Annotated in this window: 23 protein-coding genes; 8 read left to right on the top strand and 15 right to left on the bottom strand. The window is 74.4% G+C overall.

The genetic code is table 11. The annotated features are described in order from the left end of the window. Positions 1 to 31: 31 nt before the first annotated feature. The 3 genes from CLV52_RS07860 to CLV52_RS07850 are packed head-to-tail and all read right to left on the bottom strand — an operon-like array spanning position 32 to position 2,183. Positions 32 to 526 carry a GNAT family N-acetyltransferase gene (locus CLV52_RS07860; RefSeq protein ID WP_133765661.1) on the bottom strand — a complete coding sequence of 165 codons (495 nt, stop codon included), beginning with the start codon at positions 524 to 526 and terminating at the stop codon, positions 32 to 34. Beyond that, the gene (locus CLV52_RS07855) at positions 523 to 1,101 is read right to left on the bottom strand and encodes an isoprenylcysteine carboxyl methyltransferase family protein (RefSeq protein WP_246018012.1); all 579 of its coding nucleotides are present in this window, start codon (positions 1,099 to 1,101) and stop codon (positions 523 to 525) included. Before CLV52_RS07855 ends, CLV52_RS07860 begins: the two co-directional genes overlap by 4 nt. Then, positions 1,098 to 2,183: a type III polyketide synthase gene (locus CLV52_RS07850; protein WP_133765660.1), complete on the bottom strand. Its 1,086-nt coding sequence runs from the start codon at positions 2,181 to 2,183 to the stop codon at positions 1,098 to 1,100. The genes CLV52_RS07855 and CLV52_RS07850 overlap by 4 nt, the downstream gene beginning before the upstream one ends. A 75-nt stretch (positions 2,184 to 2,258) precedes the next feature. On the opposite strand from CLV52_RS07850, the gene CLV52_RS07845 reads away from it, so the two are divergent. Beyond that, on the top strand, positions 2,259 to 3,275 hold the full coding sequence (locus CLV52_RS07845) for a magnesium and cobalt transport protein CorA (RefSeq protein WP_133765659.1): 1,017 nt from the start codon (positions 2,259 to 2,261) through the stop codon (positions 3,273 to 3,275). A gap of 111 nt (positions 3,276 to 3,386) precedes the next feature. On the opposite strand, the gene CLV52_RS07840 is transcribed toward CLV52_RS07845, so the two are convergent. The 4 genes from CLV52_RS07840 to CLV52_RS07825 all read right to left on the bottom strand — a co-directional run bounded on the left by CLV52_RS07840 (position 3,387) and on the right by CLV52_RS07825 (position 5,841). Continuing rightward, positions 3,387 to 3,830 carry an OsmC family peroxiredoxin gene (locus tag CLV52_RS07840; protein ID WP_133765658.1) on the bottom strand — a complete coding sequence of 148 codons (444 nt, stop codon included), beginning with the start codon at positions 3,828 to 3,830 and terminating at the stop codon, positions 3,387 to 3,389. 84 nt (positions 3,831 to 3,914) lie between these two features. Continuing rightward, positions 3,915 to 4,811, bottom strand: coding sequence for an oxygenase MpaB family protein (locus CLV52_RS07835; protein ID WP_211342629.1), 897 nt, complete (start codon positions 4,809 to 4,811; stop codon positions 3,915 to 3,917). 79 nt (positions 4,812 to 4,890) lie between these two features. Next, positions 4,891 to 5,496, bottom strand: coding sequence for a hypothetical protein (locus tag CLV52_RS07830; protein WP_133765657.1), 606 nt, complete (start codon positions 5,494 to 5,496; stop codon positions 4,891 to 4,893). A 111-nt stretch (positions 5,497 to 5,607) separates the two neighbouring features. Further along, on the bottom strand, positions 5,608 to 5,841 hold the full coding sequence (locus CLV52_RS07825) for a DUF3072 domain-containing protein (RefSeq protein ID WP_133765656.1): 234 nt from the start codon (positions 5,839 to 5,841) through the stop codon (positions 5,608 to 5,610). A gap of 108 nt (positions 5,842 to 5,949) precedes the next feature. Between CLV52_RS07825 and CLV52_RS07820 the strand changes: the two genes are divergently transcribed. Continuing rightward, positions 5,950 to 6,444, top strand: a complete 495-nt coding sequence (locus CLV52_RS07820) for a metallophosphoesterase family protein (RefSeq protein WP_133765655.1) — start codon at positions 5,950 to 5,952, stop codon at positions 6,442 to 6,444. 14 nt (positions 6,445 to 6,458) lie between these two features. Here the strand turns inward: CLV52_RS07820 and CLV52_RS07815 are convergent, their stop codons facing one another. Next, positions 6,459 to 7,295 carry a DUF3097 domain-containing protein gene (locus CLV52_RS07815; protein ID WP_133765654.1) on the bottom strand — a complete coding sequence of 279 codons (837 nt, stop codon included), beginning with the start codon at positions 7,293 to 7,295 and terminating at the stop codon, positions 6,459 to 6,461. A gap of 92 nt (positions 7,296 to 7,387) precedes the next feature. On the opposite strand from CLV52_RS07815, the gene CLV52_RS07810 reads away from it, so the two are divergent. Together CLV52_RS07810 and CLV52_RS07805 are read left to right on the top strand one after the other, a co-directional pair. Next, a complete protein-coding gene (locus CLV52_RS07810; protein WP_133765653.1) occupies positions 7,388 to 8,110 on the top strand; it encodes a DUF72 domain-containing protein in 723 nt (240 codons plus the stop codon). Positions 8,111 to 8,144: 34 nt separating this feature from the next. Next, entirely contained in the window at positions 8,145 to 8,948 is an 804-nt protein-coding gene (locus CLV52_RS07805; protein WP_211342628.1) for an NAD-dependent epimerase/dehydratase family protein, read from the top strand. Positions 8,949 to 9,056: 108 nt separating this feature from the next. On the opposite strand, the gene CLV52_RS07800 is transcribed toward CLV52_RS07805, so the two are convergent. From CLV52_RS07800 to CLV52_RS07785, 4 genes are read right to left on the bottom strand one after another with little or no spacing between them, the layout of a single operon-like run. Beyond that, positions 9,057 to 9,518 (bottom strand): nucleoside deaminase, encoded by a 462-nt coding sequence (locus tag CLV52_RS07800; protein WP_133765652.1) that lies wholly within the window; start codon positions 9,516 to 9,518, stop codon positions 9,057 to 9,059. Next, positions 9,515 to 10,990 carry a purine-cytosine permease family protein gene (locus tag CLV52_RS07795; protein WP_133765651.1) on the bottom strand — a complete coding sequence of 492 codons (1,476 nt, stop codon included), beginning with the start codon at positions 10,988 to 10,990 and terminating at the stop codon, positions 9,515 to 9,517. The genes CLV52_RS07800 and CLV52_RS07795 overlap by 4 nt, the downstream gene beginning before the upstream one ends. Positions 10,991 to 11,048: 58 nt before the next feature. Further along, entirely contained in the window at positions 11,049 to 11,873 is an 825-nt protein-coding gene (locus tag CLV52_RS07790; RefSeq protein WP_133765650.1) for an SDR family oxidoreductase, read from the bottom strand. 50 nt (positions 11,874 to 11,923) lie between these two features. Beyond that, complete coding sequence (locus tag CLV52_RS07785; RefSeq protein WP_133765649.1) at positions 11,924 to 13,366, bottom strand: phytoene desaturase family protein; 1,443 nt, start codon at positions 13,364 to 13,366, stop codon at positions 11,924 to 11,926. Between the two features lie 64 nt (positions 13,367 to 13,430). Between CLV52_RS07785 and CLV52_RS07780 the strand changes: the two genes are divergently transcribed. Further along, positions 13,431 to 13,715 (top strand): GNAT family N-acetyltransferase, encoded by a 285-nt coding sequence (locus CLV52_RS07780; protein ID WP_133765648.1) that lies wholly within the window; start codon positions 13,431 to 13,433, stop codon positions 13,713 to 13,715. 17 nt (positions 13,716 to 13,732) lie between these two features. Then, positions 13,733 to 14,224 carry an FBP domain-containing protein gene (locus CLV52_RS07775; protein WP_133765647.1) on the top strand — a complete coding sequence of 164 codons (492 nt, stop codon included), beginning with the start codon at positions 13,733 to 13,735 and terminating at the stop codon, positions 14,222 to 14,224. 18 nt (positions 14,225 to 14,242) lie between these two features. Here CLV52_RS07775 and CLV52_RS07770 read toward each other — a convergent pair whose 3' ends face one another. Further along, positions 14,243 to 15,748: a DUF7059 domain-containing protein gene (locus CLV52_RS07770; protein ID WP_246018011.1), complete on the bottom strand. Its 1,506-nt coding sequence runs from the start codon at positions 15,746 to 15,748 to the stop codon at positions 14,243 to 14,245. A 301-nt stretch (positions 15,749 to 16,049) separates the two neighbouring features. Here CLV52_RS07770 and CLV52_RS07765 point away from each other — a divergent pair, with 301 nt between their 5' ends. Continuing rightward, entirely contained in the window at positions 16,050 to 16,877 is an 828-nt protein-coding gene (locus CLV52_RS07765) for an alpha/beta hydrolase family protein (RefSeq protein WP_162850750.1), read from the top strand. After that, positions 16,870 to 17,118: a hypothetical protein gene (locus tag CLV52_RS07760; RefSeq protein ID WP_133765644.1), complete on the top strand. Its 249-nt coding sequence runs from the start codon at positions 16,870 to 16,872 to the stop codon at positions 17,116 to 17,118. The genes CLV52_RS07765 and CLV52_RS07760 overlap by 8 nt, the downstream gene beginning before the upstream one ends. A gap of 21 nt (positions 17,119 to 17,139) precedes the next feature. On the opposite strand, the gene CLV52_RS07755 is transcribed toward CLV52_RS07760, so the two are convergent. Further along, positions 17,140 to 17,808, bottom strand: a complete 669-nt coding sequence (locus CLV52_RS07755; RefSeq protein ID WP_133765643.1) for a hypothetical protein — start codon at positions 17,806 to 17,808, stop codon at positions 17,140 to 17,142. 45 nt (positions 17,809 to 17,853) lie between these two features. Then, positions 17,854 to 18,567, bottom strand: a complete 714-nt coding sequence (locus tag CLV52_RS07750; RefSeq protein WP_133765642.1) for an AAA family ATPase — start codon at positions 18,565 to 18,567, stop codon at positions 17,854 to 17,856. Positions 18,568 to 18,586 lie beyond the last annotated feature (19 nt).

Genomic DNA, 18,586 nt, shown 5'->3' with positions numbered 1-18,586 from the left:
CCGGAACCCGCATCCGCCGTGGGACGGCGGGTCAGCGGAGGCCCTTGACCATCTCGAGCTCGAGGGACGGCGGATCGAGCGGGTACGGCGTCGTCCGCCCGGTCAGGACGAAGCCGCGGCGGCGGTAGGCCTCCACGGCCCGGCCGTTCAGCTCGTTGACCTCCAGCCGCAGCTGGTCGCCGTGCTGCACGGCCCACGCCTCGATCCCCGCGAGCAGGGCGTCGGTGACGCCCGCCGCCGCACCGCGCACGGCGGGCGCGACGTACACCGCCACGAGCGTCGGCACCCCTTCCGCGATGATCCCCGTCATCGTGCCGACCCACGAGCCGTCCTCGAGCTCGGCGACGAGCTTCACGCCGCCCGGTCTGCCGCGCGCCTGCCGCTGCCAGTGCGACACGGGGTGCGCCTGCGCCGTCTCGAGGGTCTCCAGGTAGGCGATCGGGGTGTCCGCGAGCATCTCGAGCCGCAGCGCGCGGAGGCGCGTCCAGTCGCGCTCCTCCACCTCCCGCACGATGAAGCCGCTCATCGCACGGGCTCCTCGGCGGGTGCGGCGGCGGCGAGCGCCCGCTCCTCCGCGGGGATGCGGAACCCGAGCAGGAGGACCGCGTTCAGGAGCGAGAAGACGAGCGCCGTCGACCACCCGGAGGCGATGAGCGGGAGGGCCACGCCCTCCACGACGACCGCGACGTAGTTCGGGTGCGGCAGGACGCGGTACGGGCCTCGCCGGACCAGGGACAGCCCGGGCACGACGACGATGCGGGTGTTCCAGCGGCGGCCGAGCGTGCGGATGCACCACCAGCGCAGCGCCTGCGAGCCGAGCGCGAGCACCGCCATCGGCACCGCCAGGGCGGTGATGAAGGGGCGCGCGGCGAGCAGCGGCTCGAGGGCGCACGCCGCGATCAGGGCGGTGTGCAGCGCGACCATGGGCGGGAAGTGGCCGCGGCCGGTCTCCACCCCGCCCTGCGCGAAGGCCCAGCGGGCGTTCCGCACGGAGACGCCGAGCTCGACGAACCGCTCGACGCTCGTGCCGGCGAGCAGCACCAGGTAGGCGGTGTACGCGGCCCACCAGCCGGGCGTCCCCGCGAGCAGCTCGGCGCTCACGCGGCCGCCAGCGCCTCGGCGGCCTCCGGCCAGCGGAGCAGGACGAGCTCGGCGCTCACGCCCGGTCCGAGCGCGAACAGCAGGCCCATCTGGTGGTCGTCGTGAGGCGCCCGCAGCTCGTCCGCCAGCACGTGCAGCACGCTCGACGACGAGAGGTTGCCGACCGCGGCCATCGACGCCCAGCTGCGGTCGAGCGCGCCGGCGGGCAGGTCGAGCCCGCGCTGGAACGCGTCGAGCACCTTCGGCCCGCCGGGATGCGCGATCCAGGTGGCGACGTCGGGCACGCCGAGGCCGTGATCGGTGAGGAAGGCGGTCGCGTCCGCGGCGAAGTTCGCGTCGATGACGTCGACCACGCCCGCCGTCAGGATCACCCGGAAGCCGGTCTCGCTCGGGCGGAACCCGATCACGGAGCCGCTGCCCGGGTACAGGCGGCTGCGGGTCGCGACGACGTCGGGGCCGTGCACGCCGGCCGCGCGTGCGGCACCGACCAGCACGACCGCGGCCGCGCCGTCGCCGAACAGGCCGCTCGCGACGAGGTTGTCGACGGAGTCGTCGTCCTTCTGCACGGTCAGCGAGCAGAGCTCGACCGAGACGAGCAGCGCGACGTCCTCCGGGTGCCCCTCCAGGTAGTCGTGCACGCGGGCGATCCCGCTCGCGCCGGCGACGCAGCCGAGCCCGAACATCGGCATGCGCTTCACGTCCTCCCGCATCCCGAGCCGGGGCACGAGGAGCGCGTCGACGCTCGGCGCGGACAGGCCGGTGACGGAGGTGAAGACGATCAGGTCGACCTCGTCGGGCCGGACACCGGCTTCGGCGAGCGCCCGCCGGACCGCCGACTCGGCGAGCCGCGTGCCCTCCTCGACGAAGCGGTCGTTCGTCTGCCCGAACGTGAGCGCGTCGCGGTACTCCTCGAGCGGCAGGACGAGGTGCCGGGTCGCGACGCGGGAGGAGGCGTGCATCCGGCGCATCAGCGCCTGCTTGCGCGGGTCGTGCGCGACGATCGGCGCGAGCAGGTCCGTGATCGCCTGCTGGGGGTAGGCGTGCGACGGCAGGGCCGTCGCGACAGCGGCGATGCGGGACACGTTGCGAACCGTACCCGCGAAACCCGGGGTCCCCGCGTGCGTCGACCGGATGACCGGGCTCACTAGTCTCCGCTCGTGCCGATCATCGACAACGCGGTGTACGTGGACGGGAAGCGGACGCCCGACCCGACGAGCCTCTCCGAGACGTACGACCTCGTGAAGGCGAGGCAGGGCTTCGGTTGGATCGGCCTGTACCGCCCCGATCCGGCCGAGCTGCAGTCCGTGGCGGACGAGTTCTCCCTGCACCCCCTCGCCGTCGAGGACGCGCTCGAGGGGCACCAGCGGCCGAAGATCGAGCGCTACGGGGGCGACCGGTTCGTCGTCCTCCGGCACGCCCGCTACATGGACACCGAGGAGCGGGTCGACTTCGGCGAGGTCGACCTGTTCGTCGGCCGCGACTACGTCGTCGTCGTGCGGCACGCGGAGGCGCCCGAGCTGCAGGCCGTGCGCGCGCGCCTCGAGGCCGAGCCGAAGCTGCTGGCGAAGGGTCCGCTCGCCGTCCTCTACGCGATCGCGGACCGGGTCGTGGACGACTACAGCCCCGTCGTGAACGGCCTCGAGAACGACATCGACGAGATCGAGGACCAGCTGTTCGCCGGCGACAGCAGCGTCTCCCAGCGGATCTACGAGCTGACCCGCGAGGTGATCACCTTCCAGCGCGCGATCGCGCCGCTCGCCGGCGTGCTCCAGCAGCTGCGCGCGGAGATCGACGGGCGGGAGGACCTCCTCGAGGTCCGGCGCGGGCTGCGGGACGTGCTCGACCACGTCACCCGCGTCCAGGAGCGCGTCGAGGGGTTCCGCGTCCTGCTGCAGAACGCGCTCATGGTGAACTCGACGCTCGTCGGCCAGCGGCAGAACGACCAGATCGAGAAGCTGACCCGGGACGCGTTCGAGCAGGGCAACCAGGTGAAGAAGGTGTCGTCCTGGGCTGCGATCGGCTTCTTCCCCGGCCTGCTCGCGTCGATCTGGGGCATGAACTTCAAGAACATGCCCGAACTGGCGTGGCCGTTCGGCTACCCGCTCGCGCTGACCGCGATGGTGACGCTCGGGATCGTCCTCTACGTCACGTTCCGGCGCCGGAACTGGCTGTAGGGCGGGCCGGTCTCGAGGCTCGCTCCGCTCGCACCTCGACCGACGGGGCGGACCCGCTGGTCGAGGTGCGAGCGCCGGCGAGCCTTGCGACCGCGCCCTCCCGTCGCGTGCTCAGCTGACCAGCGACGCCTTGAGCGTGATGTCGACGCCGGTCAGGGCCTTGCTGATCGGGCAGCCCGCCTTCGCGGCCTCCGCGGCGCGCTGGAAGCCTGAATCGTCGAGCCCCTCGACCTCGCCCTTGACCGTCAGCGTGATGCCCGTGAGCTTGAAGCCGCCCGCGGCGCTGTCCGGGCCGAGCGACACGTCGGCGGTCACCTCGAGCGAGACCGGCGTGCCGCCCTCCTCCGCCACGTTGGCGGAGAGCTGCATCGCGAAGCACGCCGAGTGGGCCGCGGCGACGAGCTCCTCCGGGCTGGTGTAGCCGCCGGCGTCGTCCGCCGCGCGGCGCGGGAACGAGACGTCGAACGTGCCGACCTTCGAGCTGCTCAGCTCGACCTGGCCGGAGCCGTCCTGCAGGCCGCCGTCCCAGGCGGTGCGAGCGGTGCGAGTGGGCATCGGTACTCCTTCGTCTCAGTGGGCCGGTGCGGCCCAGCGCGAGCGTACGGAGACGACGCTGGGGTCGAGCCGAGTCGCGCGGGCTCAGGCCGAGTCGCGTGCGGCGAGCGCCGCAAGCCGGATGCGCGCCTGCCCGGGCGCCGCCGCCGTGCCGAGCAGACGCCGGCTGGAGGCGAGGACGGCGCGGGTCGCCAGCTCCTCGGCGGGCAGGACCGGCCGCTGCCGGAGCATCGTGCGCGCCCAGTCGGGCAGCGTGGCCACGGCGCCGCGGAAGAGCGCGGGATACGTCGGCCGGAGCACGGCCGGCAGCGGCGGACGGCGGATGAAGCGCACCGCATCGAGCACCCGCTCGTCCGCACGGAGGACGCCGCTGTCGCGGGCGGCGACGAGGCGGGCGTCGAGCTCGGCGACGCTGCGCGGTGGGTCGGGCACGCCCATCAGCTCGCCGGCGATCGCCCAGTCGCGGACGTAGGCGTCCGGGCCGCCCGGCACGGGCCGGTCGGCGTACCGCTCGAACGCGCGGAGGAACGCGTCCGCGAAGACGACGTGCACCCAGGCGAGCAGGTCCTCGTCCTGCGCCGCGTAGGGCACGGGGGTCCCGTCGGCGCCGAGGTAGGTGCCGCGCACGCGCTCGTGGATCGCGCGCACCCAGCGGCTCGCGCCCTCCGCCTGCGCCCGCGAGCCGTAGGAGACCGTCGTGATCCAGCGGATCGTCCCGTGCAATCGGCCGAGCGGGTCCTCGCGGTACCGCGAGTGGTCGTGCACGCCCGCCATCGCTCCCGGGTGCAGCGCCTGCATGAGCAGCGCCCGCGGCCCCGCGACGAGCGTGGCGATGTCGCGGTGCACCTCCCAGACGGCGCTCCCCTCGGCGAAGTACCCGGCGTCGTCCCCCTCGGCCAGCGCGCGGGTCCACTCCGGGATGCCGGCGGGCTGCCCGGACAGCACCTCGAGCAGCGGCCCCCGGAGACGGTCGGTCAGCACGCGTCCATCGTGTCGGCCGCTCCGCGGTCCCCGGCGCCCGATCGGCAGGATCCGAGCGGATCCGCAGGGGAAGGGGTGCTCAGAAATCGCCGCCGAAGTCGTCGAAGCCGCCGGCCGCGTCACCGAAGCCGCCGAACCCCTCCGAGACGTCCGCGCCGAAGTCCTCGACGCCACCGGCGATGTCGCTGCCGAGGTCGCCGATGCCCGGCATGACCATGTCCGCGATCGCCGAACCGATGACGACGCCGGCGACCGTGCCGAGCAGCGAGCCGCCGATCACCGTGCCGAGGCCCATCCCGCCCGGCCCCCGCGAGCCGCCGCCCGTGCCGAGCGTGCGCTCGAGGAACCCGGGCTGCCGCATCTCCGAGCGCGTGGCGCTGCGGGCCAGGGTGCGCGGGTCGTCGTTCGCGGGACGGTCCGCGGCGGTCGCGTTCTGCGACAGCTCCTCGAAGACCATGCGCCGCTGCTGCGGCGTGAGCTTCGCGAACGCCTCCGCGTGCACCTCCTCCACCGCCTCCGGCGGCGCGGTGCGCAGCAGGTACCGGTAGCGATCCACGGCGATCTCGTCGTCCGTGCGCTGCGGGCCGCGCGCGGTGGGACGGGACGCCCCGTAGCCCGAGTAGCCGGACCGCGCGGCGGGCGCGTCGTCGCTCAGGTAGCCCTTCAGGCGGTCAAGCAGCCCCATGGTGTCGTCCCCTCCTCGGCCGTGGATCACGACCGTAGGTGCCGATCCCTCGAGCGGGCGCCGCCCCCGCTTGGCATCGCCTATGAGGGAGCCGAGCGGGGGCGGACGGGCTCAAGACTCGGAGCCCTGCCCGCGGCCGGTCTTCTCCTGCAGCCGCTCGATGTGCTCCGACGCCTCCGCCTTCGTGATGTCCGCCGAGATCTCCTCGCCGGCCTCGCGGGCGAGGGTGTCGAGGTAGCTCTTCTGCGCACCCGTAGCGGGCTCGTCGCCCGTGACCCAGGTGCTCGGGTCCTTCTCGGTGGTGTTCTTCTCGGGTCCGCCGAGGACCTCGCCGCTGTCGCTCATGGTCGCGACCGTAGAACACGTGTCCGAATCGAAGCTGGCCGAGGGCTGTGGACGCCCCGACGCTCGGGCTCCCACCGGGCGACGGGGGCGCCGCCCGAGGATGGGTGCATGCCGACCCGTCTCACCGTGCTCGCCGACACCCACCTGCCGAAGCGGGCGAAGGCGCTGCCCGCCCCCGTGCTCGCCGCGCTCGCCGCGACGGACGGCGTCGTCCACGCGGGCGACTGGGTGGACGAGGCGACGCTCGACCTCCTGCTCGCCCGATCGCCGCTCGTGATCGGCGTCGCGGGCAACAACGACGGGCCCGGACTGCACGCCCGGCTGCCGGAGGTCGCGACGGCGTCGATCGACGGGGTCCGCGTGGCGGTCGTCCACGAGACCGGCGCCGCGACCGGGCGCGAGTCGCGGGCGGCCGCGGCGTTCCCGGACGCGGACGTGCTCGTGTTCGGGCACTCGCACATCCCGTGGGACTCGGTCGCCGCGACCGGGCTGCGGCTGCTCAACCCCGGCTCGCCGACGGACCGCCGGCGCCAGCCGCGGTGCACCTACGGCCTGCTGACGCTCGACGCCGGTGCCGTCGGCTGGGAGCTGCTCGCGGTCTGACGGGTCGTCGCGCCTCAGGCGGTCACGAAGTCGATCAGCTGCTCGACCCGGCCGAGCAGCGCCGGCTCCAGGTGCCCGAAGTGGTCCACGCGGGAGAGGATGCGCTGCCACGCGCGGGCGATGTCCGCCTGGTCCTCGTGCGGCCAGCCCAGCGCCTCGCAGATGCCGTGCTTCCACTCGACGCCGCGCGGGATGACCGGCCACGCCTTCATGCCGAGGCGCTCGGGCTTCACCGCCTGCCAGATGTCGATGTAGGGGTGGCCGACGACGAGCACCGTGCCGCCCCACGGCTTCACCGCCGCGTCCGCGATGCGGCTCTCCTTGCTGCCCGCGACCAGGTGGTCGACGAGCACGCCGACCTTCCGCTCCTCGTCCGGCTTGAAGACGCGGAGGACCTCGTCGAGGTGGTCGACGCCCTCCAGGTACTCGACGGCGACGCCCTCGATCCGGAGGTCGTGCCCCCAGACCTTCTCGATGAGGTCCGCGTCGTGCCGGCCCTCGACGAAGATGCGGCTCGCGCGCGCGACCCGCGCCTTCGCGCCCTGCACCGCGAAGGAGCCGGAGGCGCTGCGGAGCGGGCCGGCCTGCTTCGGCTGCGCCTTCGGCACCCGCAGCGCGACGGCCTGGCCGTCGATCAGGAAGCCCGGCCCGATCGGGAACACCCGCACCTTGCCGCGGCGGTCCTCGAGCTTGACCATCCGGCCCTCGACGCCGACGACGGCGCCGACGAAGCCGCTCGCGACCTCCTCGACGACGAGGTCGCGCAGCGCCTCGACCACCTTGGGCGGCGGCGCCTTGCGCTTCCAGCCGCCGTCCGCGAGCACGTCCGATCCGTACCGGTCCTGGTTCACGCGGTCGACGGTAGGCGGCGCCTTCCCCGCCGCCGGGCTGGAGGCGCGCGTGTCGGCACCCGCGTCCCAGGCGCGCCGGAGAAGGTGGGGTCATGGCGCACATCGGCACGTCGGGCTGGTCCTACGACCACTGGGAGGGGCTGCTCTACCCGGCCGGGTTCGACTCGCTGCACCGGCTGCACGCCTACGCCGCGTCGTTCCAGACCGCCGAGGTCCACGCCGACTTCCGGCACCAGCCCCCGCACGCGGCCTTCACCGCCTGGCAGCACGACACCCCCGACGGCTTCCAGCTCTCGCTGTTCGACGCGAGCGGTCCGGCCCGCGACGGCGGCCTGACGGCGCCCGAGGTCTGGGCCGAGCGGATCGCGGTCGCCTGGGAGGACCTGGGGCCGCGGCAGGGCATGGTGCTCGTGCACCTGCACCCCGAGATCGAGCGGGACGACGCGCACCTCGACGCCCTGCTCGGGGCGCTGCCGGAGGACGTGTCCGTCGCCGTCGAGCTGCGGCACGACTCGTGGCTGGACGAGGAGGTGTACCGACTCCTCGAGCGCCGCGGCGCGGCCTACTGCGTGATGAGCGGGCCCGGGCTGCCGACGGTGCTGCGGCCGACCGCGGAGCGGGTCTACGTCCGCTTCCACGGCGCGGACCACGGCACGGGCACCGCCGGGTCCTACCGCGACGACGAGCTGCAGGGCTGGGCGGAGCGCATCGCCGCGTGGGAGGACGCCGGGCACGAGGTGTTCGCGTACTTCGCCAACGACCTCGAGGGCTACGCCGTCCGGAACGCCGCGAAGCTGGTCGAGCTGCTGGTCTGAGCCGAGGCGCGGACGGGCGCCGTACCGTCGACCCGTGGCCGTCATCCTCCTCACCGGCGCGGCGGGTTCCATCGGGACCGCCGTCGCACCCCTCCTGCGCGCCGCCGGGCACCGGCTGCGCCTCCTCGACCTCGTGGAGCCGCCCGCGGCGAGCGCCGACGACGACGTGCGGCTCGGCTCCGCGGTCGACGACGCCGCGATGCAGGAGGCGGCACGCGGCGTGGACCTGGTCGTGCACCTCGCGAGCCACGCGTCGGAGCGGTCGTGGCGGGACATCGTCGACGTGAACGTCGAGTCGACGCGGGTCGCGCTCGACGCCGCGCACCTCGGCGGGGCGGCGATCCTCCTCGCGAGCTCGGTGCACGCCGCCGGATGCGTGCCGTCCGACGAGGCGGGCGACGGGATGCCGCGAGCGCGGCCCGACACCTACTACGGGTTCTCGAAGGCGGCCGCGGAGGCGCTCGGCGACCTCTACGCGGACCGGTTCGGGATGCGGATCGTGTCCGCCCGGATCATGACCTTCGGGGACCGGCCGCACACGGCGCGCGCCCGCTCGACGTGGCTCTCCCCCGCCGACTTCGCGCGGCTCGTCGAGGCGTCGCTCGACGTCGCGCCCGGGAACCACGTGGTGTGGGGCGTCTCGGCGAACACGCGGCGCACCGTCGACCTCGCCCCGGGCCGCGCGATCGGGTACGAGCCGCAGGACGACGCGGAGGACCACGTCGACGCGCTCGCGACCGAGCTCGGCCTCGACTCCCCCGCGGACATCCGCCCGGTCGGCTCGGACCCGCTGGGCGGCGTCTTCACGACCCACCCCCTCGGCACCCCGGGCCCGTAGGCATCGCGGATCCGCAGTTCTCGTCCGACACGCCGGAGCGGCCGACCGCCGCGCCGGCGTGTCGCGGCCGATCCGCGGATCCGCGGAGGATCTGCGGATCCGGGAGGATCAGTCCTCGCCGATGTCCTCGTTCCAGAGCGCCGGGTTCGCGGCGATGAAGTCGCCCATCATCGCGATCAGCTCCGGGTCGTCGACCACGGTGACGTGGGCGCCGTGCTCCGCGACCCAGTCCTGCCCGCCGAGGAAGTTCACGTCGTCGCCCACGATCACGCGACCGATGCCGAACTGCCGGATCAGGCCGCTGCAGTACCAGCAGGGCGACAGCGTCGTCGCCATCGTCGTGTCGCGGTAGGAGCGCTGCCGCCCGGCGTTGCGGAACGCGTCCGTCTCGCCGTGGACGGAGGCGTCGTCGTCCTGCACCCGCCGGTTGTGGCCGGCGCCGAGCAGCCGGTCCTCCCCGTCGAACAGCGCGGCGCCGATCGGGATCCCGCCCTCCGCGAGCCCGATCCGGGCCTGCTCCGCCGCGACCGCGAGCTTGTCGGCATCGGTCGGGTAGCGAGCGTCGCTCATCGCTCGCTCGCCGCGTCGACGTGGACGGGCTCCTCGTAGCCGCTCGCCGGGAGCGCGGCGCCGCGCGCGGGGCGGAACACCGGTACGAGGACGAAGTACACGACGACCGCCAGCACGAACCCGACGAGCGGCGTCAGGTCGCCGATGCCGTAGTCGGCCACGAAGCCGCCGGAGAACCGCTCGGTCGGCGCGACGAGGACGCCGGTGTAGAGCGTCTGGTTCGCGAACAGCCAGATCGGCACCACGATCCCCACGGCGAGGGCGATGAAGCCCGGCCAGTTCACGTACCGGGCGTCGTCCGCGAGGAAGCGCGCGATGCCCGTCCCCCGGCGGTACCAGCGGTCGGCGAGCACGACCCCCAGCCACGGCGCGATCCAGTACGCGATGACGAGCAGGAAGTTCTCGTAGGAGCCGGAGGGGTCGCCGCTCGCCGCGAGGGCGATGAAGAACCCGATCACTCCGAACGCGCCGGCGACGAGCGCGCGCCGCAGGGTGAGCGGGATGCGGATGCCCACGGCGAGGAAGCTCATCGCGCCGGAGTAGATGTTCAGCGCGTTCGCGGAGATCGCGCCGAAGAAGATCGCGAGCAGCGTGAGCTTCCCGATCACGACCGGCATCACGTCCGCGGAGGTGAAGAGGTCGGTCGGGTTCGCCTTCCCGAAGCTCACGGCGGTCGCCGCCGCGGCGCCGGCCGCCATCAGCACGGTGCAGGACACGAAGTTCCCGATGCCCGCCGCCAGCCCGATCTTCACCTTCGAGGTCGTCGGGGCGAGGTATCGCGTGTAGTCGGCCGCGTACGGGTTCCAGCCGGCGGCGTAGCCGAACGCGGCCGCCATCGCGACGGTGAAGCCGCCGAAGCCGGCGTTGAAGCCGGCCGGTCCGCCTCCCGCGCCGCCGCCCAGGTGCCCCGCCAGCAGTGCGAACACCGCCGCGAGCAGGAAGATCACGCCGAGCACGACCGTCGCGTAGCGCTCGAAGAGCTGCACGAAGTTGTGCCCCACGATCGCGACGCCGACCTGGACGACGACGATGATGAGGAGCGCGAGCCACACCGGCATCGTCGTGAGCGTCGCGAGCGCGAACGCCCCGCTCACCGAGTTCGTGGCGAACCAGCCGAGGCCCGCCATCACGGTGTTCAGCCCGGCGGGGAGGATGTTGCCGCGGGTGCCGAACGCGACGCGGCCGAGCACCATCTGCGCGACGCCGTCACGCGGGCCCCATGCGGACAGGATCCCCTGAGTGATCGCGCCGAGCGCGTTCCCGAGGACGAGCGCGACCATCGCCTGCGGGAAGCCGAGCCCGAAGAAGGCGACCGCGATCACGCCGACGTACACGGTCGCGAACTCGAGGTTCGGGGCGCTCCACGTCGCGAGGAGCTGCCACGGCGATCCGTGGCGTCGGGCGACCGGGATCGCCTCGATGCCCCCGGGTTCGACGAACGACTGCTTGACGGGGGTCTCCACCGTGGTCACGCACGAACGCTACGGGCAGGCCCTCGATCCGGACGAATCCGTAACGCGGTGGAAACGGTCAGCCCTGCGCGCGCTCGGAGAGCGGCTGCCACTGCTCCCACGTCTCGATGCGCTTCGCGTAGTCGGCCTTCGCGATCCCGAGCGGGCTGCGGCCGAAGAAGACCCGCAGCGGCGGCTCCTCCGCGTCCACGAGCTCGAGGATCGGACCGCGGGTCGCCTCCGGGTCGCCCGGGGTGCCGTTGCGGCTCGCGCGCTGCTCCTGGACCGCCGTGCGGTAGTCGGCGTAGGCGGGCAGCTCCTCGGAGTGCTTCGCCGACGGACCCGCCCAGTCGGTCGAGAAGCCGCCCGGCTCGATCAGGGTGACCTTGATCCCGAACTGGGCGACCTCCTGCGCGAGCGACTGCGAGATGCCCTCGAGCGCCCACTTCGACGCGTGGTACGCGCCGACGAGCGGGAAGGCGCTGATGCCGCCGATCGACGACACCTGGATGACGTGGCCCGAGCCCTGCTCGCGCATCGCGGGCAGCACCGCCTGGGTCACCCACACCGCGCCGAACAGGTTGGTCTCGAGCTGGGCGCGCAGCTCGGCCTCCGACACCTCCTCGACGAAGCCGAAGTGGCCGTAGCCGGCGTTGTTGATCGCGATGTCGATGCGGCCGAACCGCTCGAGCGTGCGCTGCACCGCGGTGTCGACCGCCGCCTTGTCGGTGACGTCGAGCTCGAGCGGCAGGATCGCGTCGCCGTACCGCTCGACCAGGTCGTCGAGGGAGTCGGTCGAGCGCGCCGTCGCCGCGACGCGGTCGCCGCGATCGAGCGCTGCGATCGCCCACTCCCGGCCGAAGCCGCGCGAGGTGCCCGTGATGAACCAGACCTTGGATGCCACGGACCGATGCTCCCCGCCGCCGGCTGGACGAGCGGTGCGAGGCCGGCGCCTCACCGCAGCGCGGGCGCCTCCGCGATCCCGAACTCGCGGCGGAGGAACGAGCGCGCCGCGAGATGACCGCCCTGGCCGTGGACGCCCGGCCCGGGCGCGGCCGCGGCGGAGCAGAGGTAGAGGCCGTCGCCCAGGTGCCACGGGTCGCCGGTCGGGACGGGGCGCGCGAGCAGCTGCCGGAGGGTGACCGCGCCCGCGGCGATGTCCCCGCCGCCGAGGTTCGCGTCCCAGGCGCCGATGTCCGCCGCGCTCCGCGCGTTCGCGGCGAGGACGAGGTCGCGGAAACCGGGAGCCAGCCGCTCGACCGCGTCCGTGATCAGCGCCGTCGGGTCGAGGGTCGAGCCGTGCGGCAGGTGCGTGTACGTCCAGAGCACGTGCTTGCCCTGCGGCGCTCGGGTCGGATCGAGCACGCTCGGCTGCGCCACGAGCACGTAGGGGCGGTCCGGCACCCGGCCGCGGGCGACCTCGTGCTCCGCGGCCGCGACGGCTGCGCGCGGGCCGCCGAGGTGCAGGGTGACGGCGGTCCGCGCGGTCGGGTCGAGCCAGGGCACGGGGCCGTCGAGCGCGAAGTCGACCTTGCCCACGCCCGAGCCGAACCGGACGGTGCGCAGCCAGGCGCGCACCAGCGGGGCGAGCCGCCGCCCGGCGATCGCCAGCAGCGCCGGGACGCTCGTGTCGAGCACGGTGGCGCGCGCCGCCGGCAGGTCGCGGAGGTCGGCGACGGTCCGGCCGGTCTCGATCCGGCCGCCGTGGGCGACCAGGTCCTCGACGAGCGCGTCGGCGATCGCCCCGGTGCCGCCGACGGGGATCGGCCACCCGACCGCGTGCGCCTGCACGGCGAGCGCGAGCCCCGCACCGGCGGACGGCAGCGACGGCATGGGCCGGACCGTGTGCGCCATCACGCCGGTGAGCAGCGCGGGCGCCTCCCGGCCGCGCCAGCGCGCGTTCCAGCCCGGGCCGCCCTGGTCGAGCGTCGCGAGCCCGAAGCGCACCGCGGTGGCGGGGTCGCGGGGCACGCGCAGGACCGGCCCGAGGGTGAACAGGGCGACGCCGTCGGCCCGGTCGACGAGCGGCCCGAGCAGGCGCCGGTAGGCGGGGCCGTCCGCGCCGAGGCCGCTCGCGGTGCGGTCGAGGTCCCGCCACGCGATCGCGGCGGTGCCGTCGTCGAACGGGTGGGCGTAGGAGGCCTCCGGGGTCCGGAACGGCACTCGGTCCGCGAGGCCGAACGCGCGGAAGAAGGGGGACGCGAGCGCCATGGGGTGCACCGCGGCGCCGAGGTCGTGCCGGAAGCCCGGCAGCGTGACCTCCTCGGTGCGGGCGGCGCCGCCTGGGCGGTCGGCCGCCTCGACGACGAGCACGCGGAGACCGGCGCGCGCGGCCGTCACAGCCGCGGCGAGGCCGTTCGGTCCCGCGCCGACCACGACGACGTCCGGAGCGCTCACGCGGACGATCCTCCCGCTTCGGCACCTGATTGCCGCTGTCGGGGTCGCCGTGCAGGATGACCGCATGGCGGACATCGAGACCCGGCACGACGAGGAGCACCAGCGCTACGTCGCGGTGCTCGACGGCGAACCGATCGGCGAGCTCCTGTACCGGAACACCGAGGAGGGCCGCGTGTTCACGCACGCGGAGATCGACGTCGCGCACGAGCACCACGGGTACGGGACGCAGATGGTCCGCGCGAGCCTCGACGACACGAGGGGCGCCGGCATCCGCCCGCTCGCCCAGTGCCCGATGGTCCGCAACTTCCTGGCCGAGCACCCGGACTACGCGCGGCCGCTCACGCGCTGAGTCCTACCCTGGGAGCGATGCAGGCGCTCACCGAGGACCAGATCCGCGACTCGTTCGTCAACACGACGCGGGGCGAGGCCGAACGGCTCCCGATGCCGGGCCTGCACGAGGTGCTCTGGGACGAGCGCGAGTACCTGGGCTGGCACGACGCGAAGGCGCCGCAGCGCGCCTACCTCACGGTGTGGCAGGGCGACCGCCCGGTGTCGCTCGTGCTGCGCGCGGCCGAGCGGCGGATCCGCTCCGGGATCAGCGCGATGTGCTCGCTCTGCCACATGCCGCAGCCCGGCGCCCAGGTCACGCTCTTCTCCGCGCCCCGGATCGGCGAAGCGGGCCGGAAGGGCGACACGGTCGGCACGTACATCTGCGCGGACCTCGGCTGCTCCGCGATCATCCGCATCGCGCCGCCCGCGGCGCCGATGCAGCTGCCGCCGGAGGAGATCGTGCAGCGCCGGATCGCGGGCCTCCGCGAGCGCCTCGACGGCTTCGCCCAGACCGTCATGGCCGGCTGACCCCGCCGGGCCGACCCGCTACCGGAGGGCGAGGAAGCCCTCGAACCACAGCTCCCGGACGATCGGGAGGACCGCGGCCCTCGTGTCGACCGGATCCGCGTCGAGGAGCCGCGCCACCGCGTCCACGATCGCCCCGAGCGGCAGCTCGCCGTCGGACGCGCCGACCACGGCCGCCGTCACGGTGTCGACGCGGCGGACGCGCGCGAACCCCGTGCCCTGCACGAGCTCGATCACGGTCGGGTCCGCGTCGCCCGGCCAGTAGTGCCGGTGCTCGGTGACGTCCGGCGCGACCTCCAGCACCGTGTCGGCGAGCGCGTCGTCGGCGAGCGCGTGCTGGAGGTCGTGCGCCGCGAGCGCCGCCTCGATCGCGCCGCCGATGCCGCTGCCGACGGCGCCGTCGAGGTGCTCGAAGCGCCGGAGGGTCGCGGCGCGGCGCGACGCCCGCAGCGTGACGTACCCGGCGCCGATCGCGGTGACGCCGCGCGCGGCGAAGTCGTCGAGCCACGCGCGGACCAGCGTCCGGAATCGCGCCGTCCCGGGCTGCGCGCCGCCGTCCCGCACCCAGGTCTCCGCGTACTGCGCGGGATCGAGGAGGTCGCGCTGCACGACCCAGACGTCGAGGCCGTCCGCCCAGCCGAGCACCCGCTCCCGGGTCGCGGCCTGGTCGCCGTGCACCTCCCAGTTGCCGAGCAGCTGCGCGACGCCGCCGGGCGCGAGGTGCTCGGCCGCTCCGCGCACGACCGCCTCGACGAGCCCGTCGCCGCCGAAGCCGCCGTCCCGGTAGGTGTACGCGGGCACCCCGTCGACCCGCGGGGTGATGACGAACGGCGGATTCGTCACGACGCGGTCGAACCGCTCGTCCGCGACCGGCTCGTAGAGCGAGCCCTCCCGCAGGTCGAGCCGCACCCGGTTCAGCGCCGCGTTGAACCCGGCGAAGTCGAGGGCACGGGCCGACACGTCCGTCGCGACGACCGTGCCGGCCGAGCGGGCGGCGATGAGCGCCTGCACGCCGCTGCCGGTCCCGAGATCGAGCACGCGGCCGGTACCGGTGGGCACGAGGATCTGCGCCAGGGTCGTCGAGGCGGAGCCCGCGCCGAGCACGTGCTCCTCCGGCAGCTCGCCGCCGAGCGCCATCTCCCCCGGGTCGGAGGCGATCCACCACGACGCGACCCCGCTCTCGTCGGCCAGCGCGTACGGGCGGAGGTCCACGACCGCCCGGACCGCGTCGCCGTCCACGCGGACGAGGCCGAGCCGCTCCGCGCCCGCCGCCCCGAGCCGGGGCAGCGCGCTGTCGACGGCGCCCACCGGCCGGGCGGCGCCGAGGACGAAGAGCGCCCCGAGGACGCCGGCCGGCGTCGCGGGGCGCCGTTCGAGCGCCGCGAGCGCCGGCTCGGGGTCGTCGCGACCGAGCGCCTCCGCCGCGATCGGGCCCCACGCATCCGCGAGCCCGTCGACCGTGTAGCGGGCGTCGTCGAGATCCGCCCGGAGGTCCGCGATCTGCTGGGGATCCGGGTCGCGCTGCACCGCACCATCCTCCCCGACGGCGGGGAGCGGTTCGGCGGGATGCGCGGCACGTGCGCGACGGCACGCGTGCCGCGCATCCCGCGGCAGGGCGGCCGAGAGCGGCCGCTCGTGGTCGCCGCGGTCGTCGAGTGAAGAGAGGACGTGTGCCGCGGCGCCTGCGACGAGCGTACGCGGCGGCCGTCGGCGGCCACGACCGCGGCGTGCGCCCCGTTCCGGGGGGACTCGGTCACGATTCGGCACTGATCGCATCCGCACCTCCGGCGTGCGCGGCGCGGCGTCGGGCTCCCCGCAGAATGCTGTGGTGCCCCGCCGCCCACGTCGCACCGCGCTCGCCGTCGCCGTCGCACTGCTCGTGCAGGTCGGGCTGGCCGGGTGCGTCGCGTCCTCGACCGTGCCGCCGCAGGCGACGCCGCGTCCGACGGCCACGATCGTCCCCGCCGACCTGCGGGCCGCGGGCGGCCGGGTCGTCGACGACGAGCGCTCGTCGTCGCTCGTCATCGTGCCGAAGACGTCGAACGGCGGACTCGTCGTCTTCCTGCACGGGTGGGGGCAGACGCGGTGGTCGCTGCTGAGCCGCCGGGAGGAGGCCTCCGTCGCCCACGCGATCGGCGATGCGGGCTTCACGGTGCTGGCGGCCGACGCGGACGGCAAGGCGTGGGGCGACCCGGCGAGCCTCGCGGACTACCGGTCGCTGATCGAGCGGACGCAGGCGCGGTACCGCCTCCACGACGTCTTCCTCATGGGCGAGTCGATGGGCGGGCTCGCCACGATGCAGCTGGCGCGGACGCTGCCCGACGTGCGGGCGGCGACGGCGTGGTTCCCGGTCTGCGACATCCGCACGATGCGCGAGCCGCGGTTCCAGGCGACGATCCGCGACGCCTGGCGGGGCCGCAGCCGGGCCCCGATCTCGCCGGTGCGGGTCGGGGATACGCCGCTCATGGTGTGGGCCTCCCCCGCCGACACCGTCGTGACCGCGGCGACGAACGCCGCCGTCTGCGTCGCGGAGGCGAAGGCCGCCGGCGCGTCGGTCACGTACATCCAGACCAGCGGTGAGCACGGCGACCCGTCGAACTACGACCCCGCCGCCGTCGTCCGCTTCTTCGAGAAGCACCGGACGCCGGGTGCCTGACGTCCGGCCGATCGGCGCGCCGGACGTGCGGCGGCGGGGGCTCGGACGCCGCCTGCACGACGCGGCGGTCGCCCGGACCGCCGGAGCGGTCGACCGGATCCGTGCCGGCATCGTCGACACGAACGCCGCCGACTCGACTCCGTTCCTCGCGCGGCTCGGCTGGGCGCCGGAGGGCGACGCGGTGCCGTACCGGTACGACCGCCTCGAGAGCACCGTGCGGCACTGGTCGCTCCGCCTCTGAGCGCGGGAGACGGACAGGCGGTCAGCGGAGCGTCGAGGGGACGAATCCGACGATCGCGCCGAGGGCCACGACGGACGACACCGCGTAGGCGATCCAGGACAACGTGCGCGTCGACCGGATCGCGCGCGCGTCCGCCCCGCCGGCCGCGAGCACGGCCGCCTCCGCGGCAATCCCGGGCCGGTCCGTCGCCTGCCGCGTGACGAGCACGGCAGCGACGGGGATCGCGACGAGGACCTCGAGCAGCATGCCGAAGGCCGTGCCCCCGAGCGAGCCGAGCACGTTCCCGAGGGCGGTCGTGTTCCCGAAGATGAAGCCCTGCAGCTCGAGGGAGGAGGTCGCCGCCCACAGGGCGCCGAGGCACGCCCAGACCACCAGCTGGAGCACCGCGAGCCAGCGGTCGATGCGCTGCGCCGGGAGCCGGCGGCGATCGCCTCCGTCGAGCGGGGCTGCGGCTGTTCGGCGTGCCGCGCTGCGGCGGCGGAGCAGGACCGCGCGGACCGCGACCCCGTACAGGAAGCCGGCCGGCACGAGCACCAGCGCCATGAGCAGCAGGAACACGGACACGAAGATCGAGAGCAGACCGAGGAGCCAGGTGATGATCGCCCAGCCGAGCACGACCAGGGTGACGCGACCGGCGCGCACGAGCCCCGGTCGCCGCACCGCGAAGGACGGGCGCACCGTGTCGGTCATGCGCTCATCGTAGCGAGAACGAACTCCGATCAGGGGTTCCGCGCGTCAGAGGTGGCGGAGGAATCGGCGCGGCTCGTCGAGGAAGCTCCGCCACAGCCGGACCAGGTCCGTCTCCTCCCAGGGACACGGGCGCAGGCCCCACTCCCCCACCTCGAGGATCTGGGCGCCCGGCAGCACCGCGAGCAGCGGCGAGTGCGTCGACAGGATCACCTGGTTGCGGTCGTCCTCGAGCAGGTCCGTGAGGTGCGCGAGCAGCGCCATGCAGCCGGTCACGGACAGCGCACTCTCCGGCTCATCGAGGATCCACAGCCCGACGTCGCGGAACCGGTCGCGAATCAGCGCCAGGAACGACTCGCCGTGCGAGAGCTCGTGCAGCGGAGGCCCGTCGTCCCCGTGCTGCTCCAAATAGGTGAAGAGGCCGTGCATCGTTTCGGCGCGGAGGAAGTAGCCGAAGCGGCCGGCGCCGCCGTTGCGGACGACGGTCAGCTGCTCGTGCAGTGGCGACTCGCTCGCCCGCGTCGAGTGCCGCGCGTTCGGCGACCCGCCCTCCGGTGACAGCCCGTACGCGATCGCGATCGCCTCGACGAGCGTGGACTTGCCCGAGCCGTTCTCACCGACGAGCACCGTCGCGCGGCCGAGGTCGAGCCCGTCGCGGAGCAGCTGCGCCACAGCGGGGATCGTCGCCGGCCAGGCCGCACCGTCGACCTCCGCTCCCGGACGCGCCTCCACGCGCCGCACCGGGTACCGCGCGAATTGCATGCCGCCATCCTGCTGGAGC

It is taken from the genome of Amnibacterium kyonggiense, from assembly GCF_004364555.1.
Taxonomy (GTDB): Bacteria; Actinomycetota; Actinomycetes; order Actinomycetales; family Microbacteriaceae; genus Amnibacterium; species Amnibacterium kyonggiense.
Note: the sequence above shows the minus strand (reverse complement) of the source record. Positions and strands in the feature narration are given on the sequence as shown.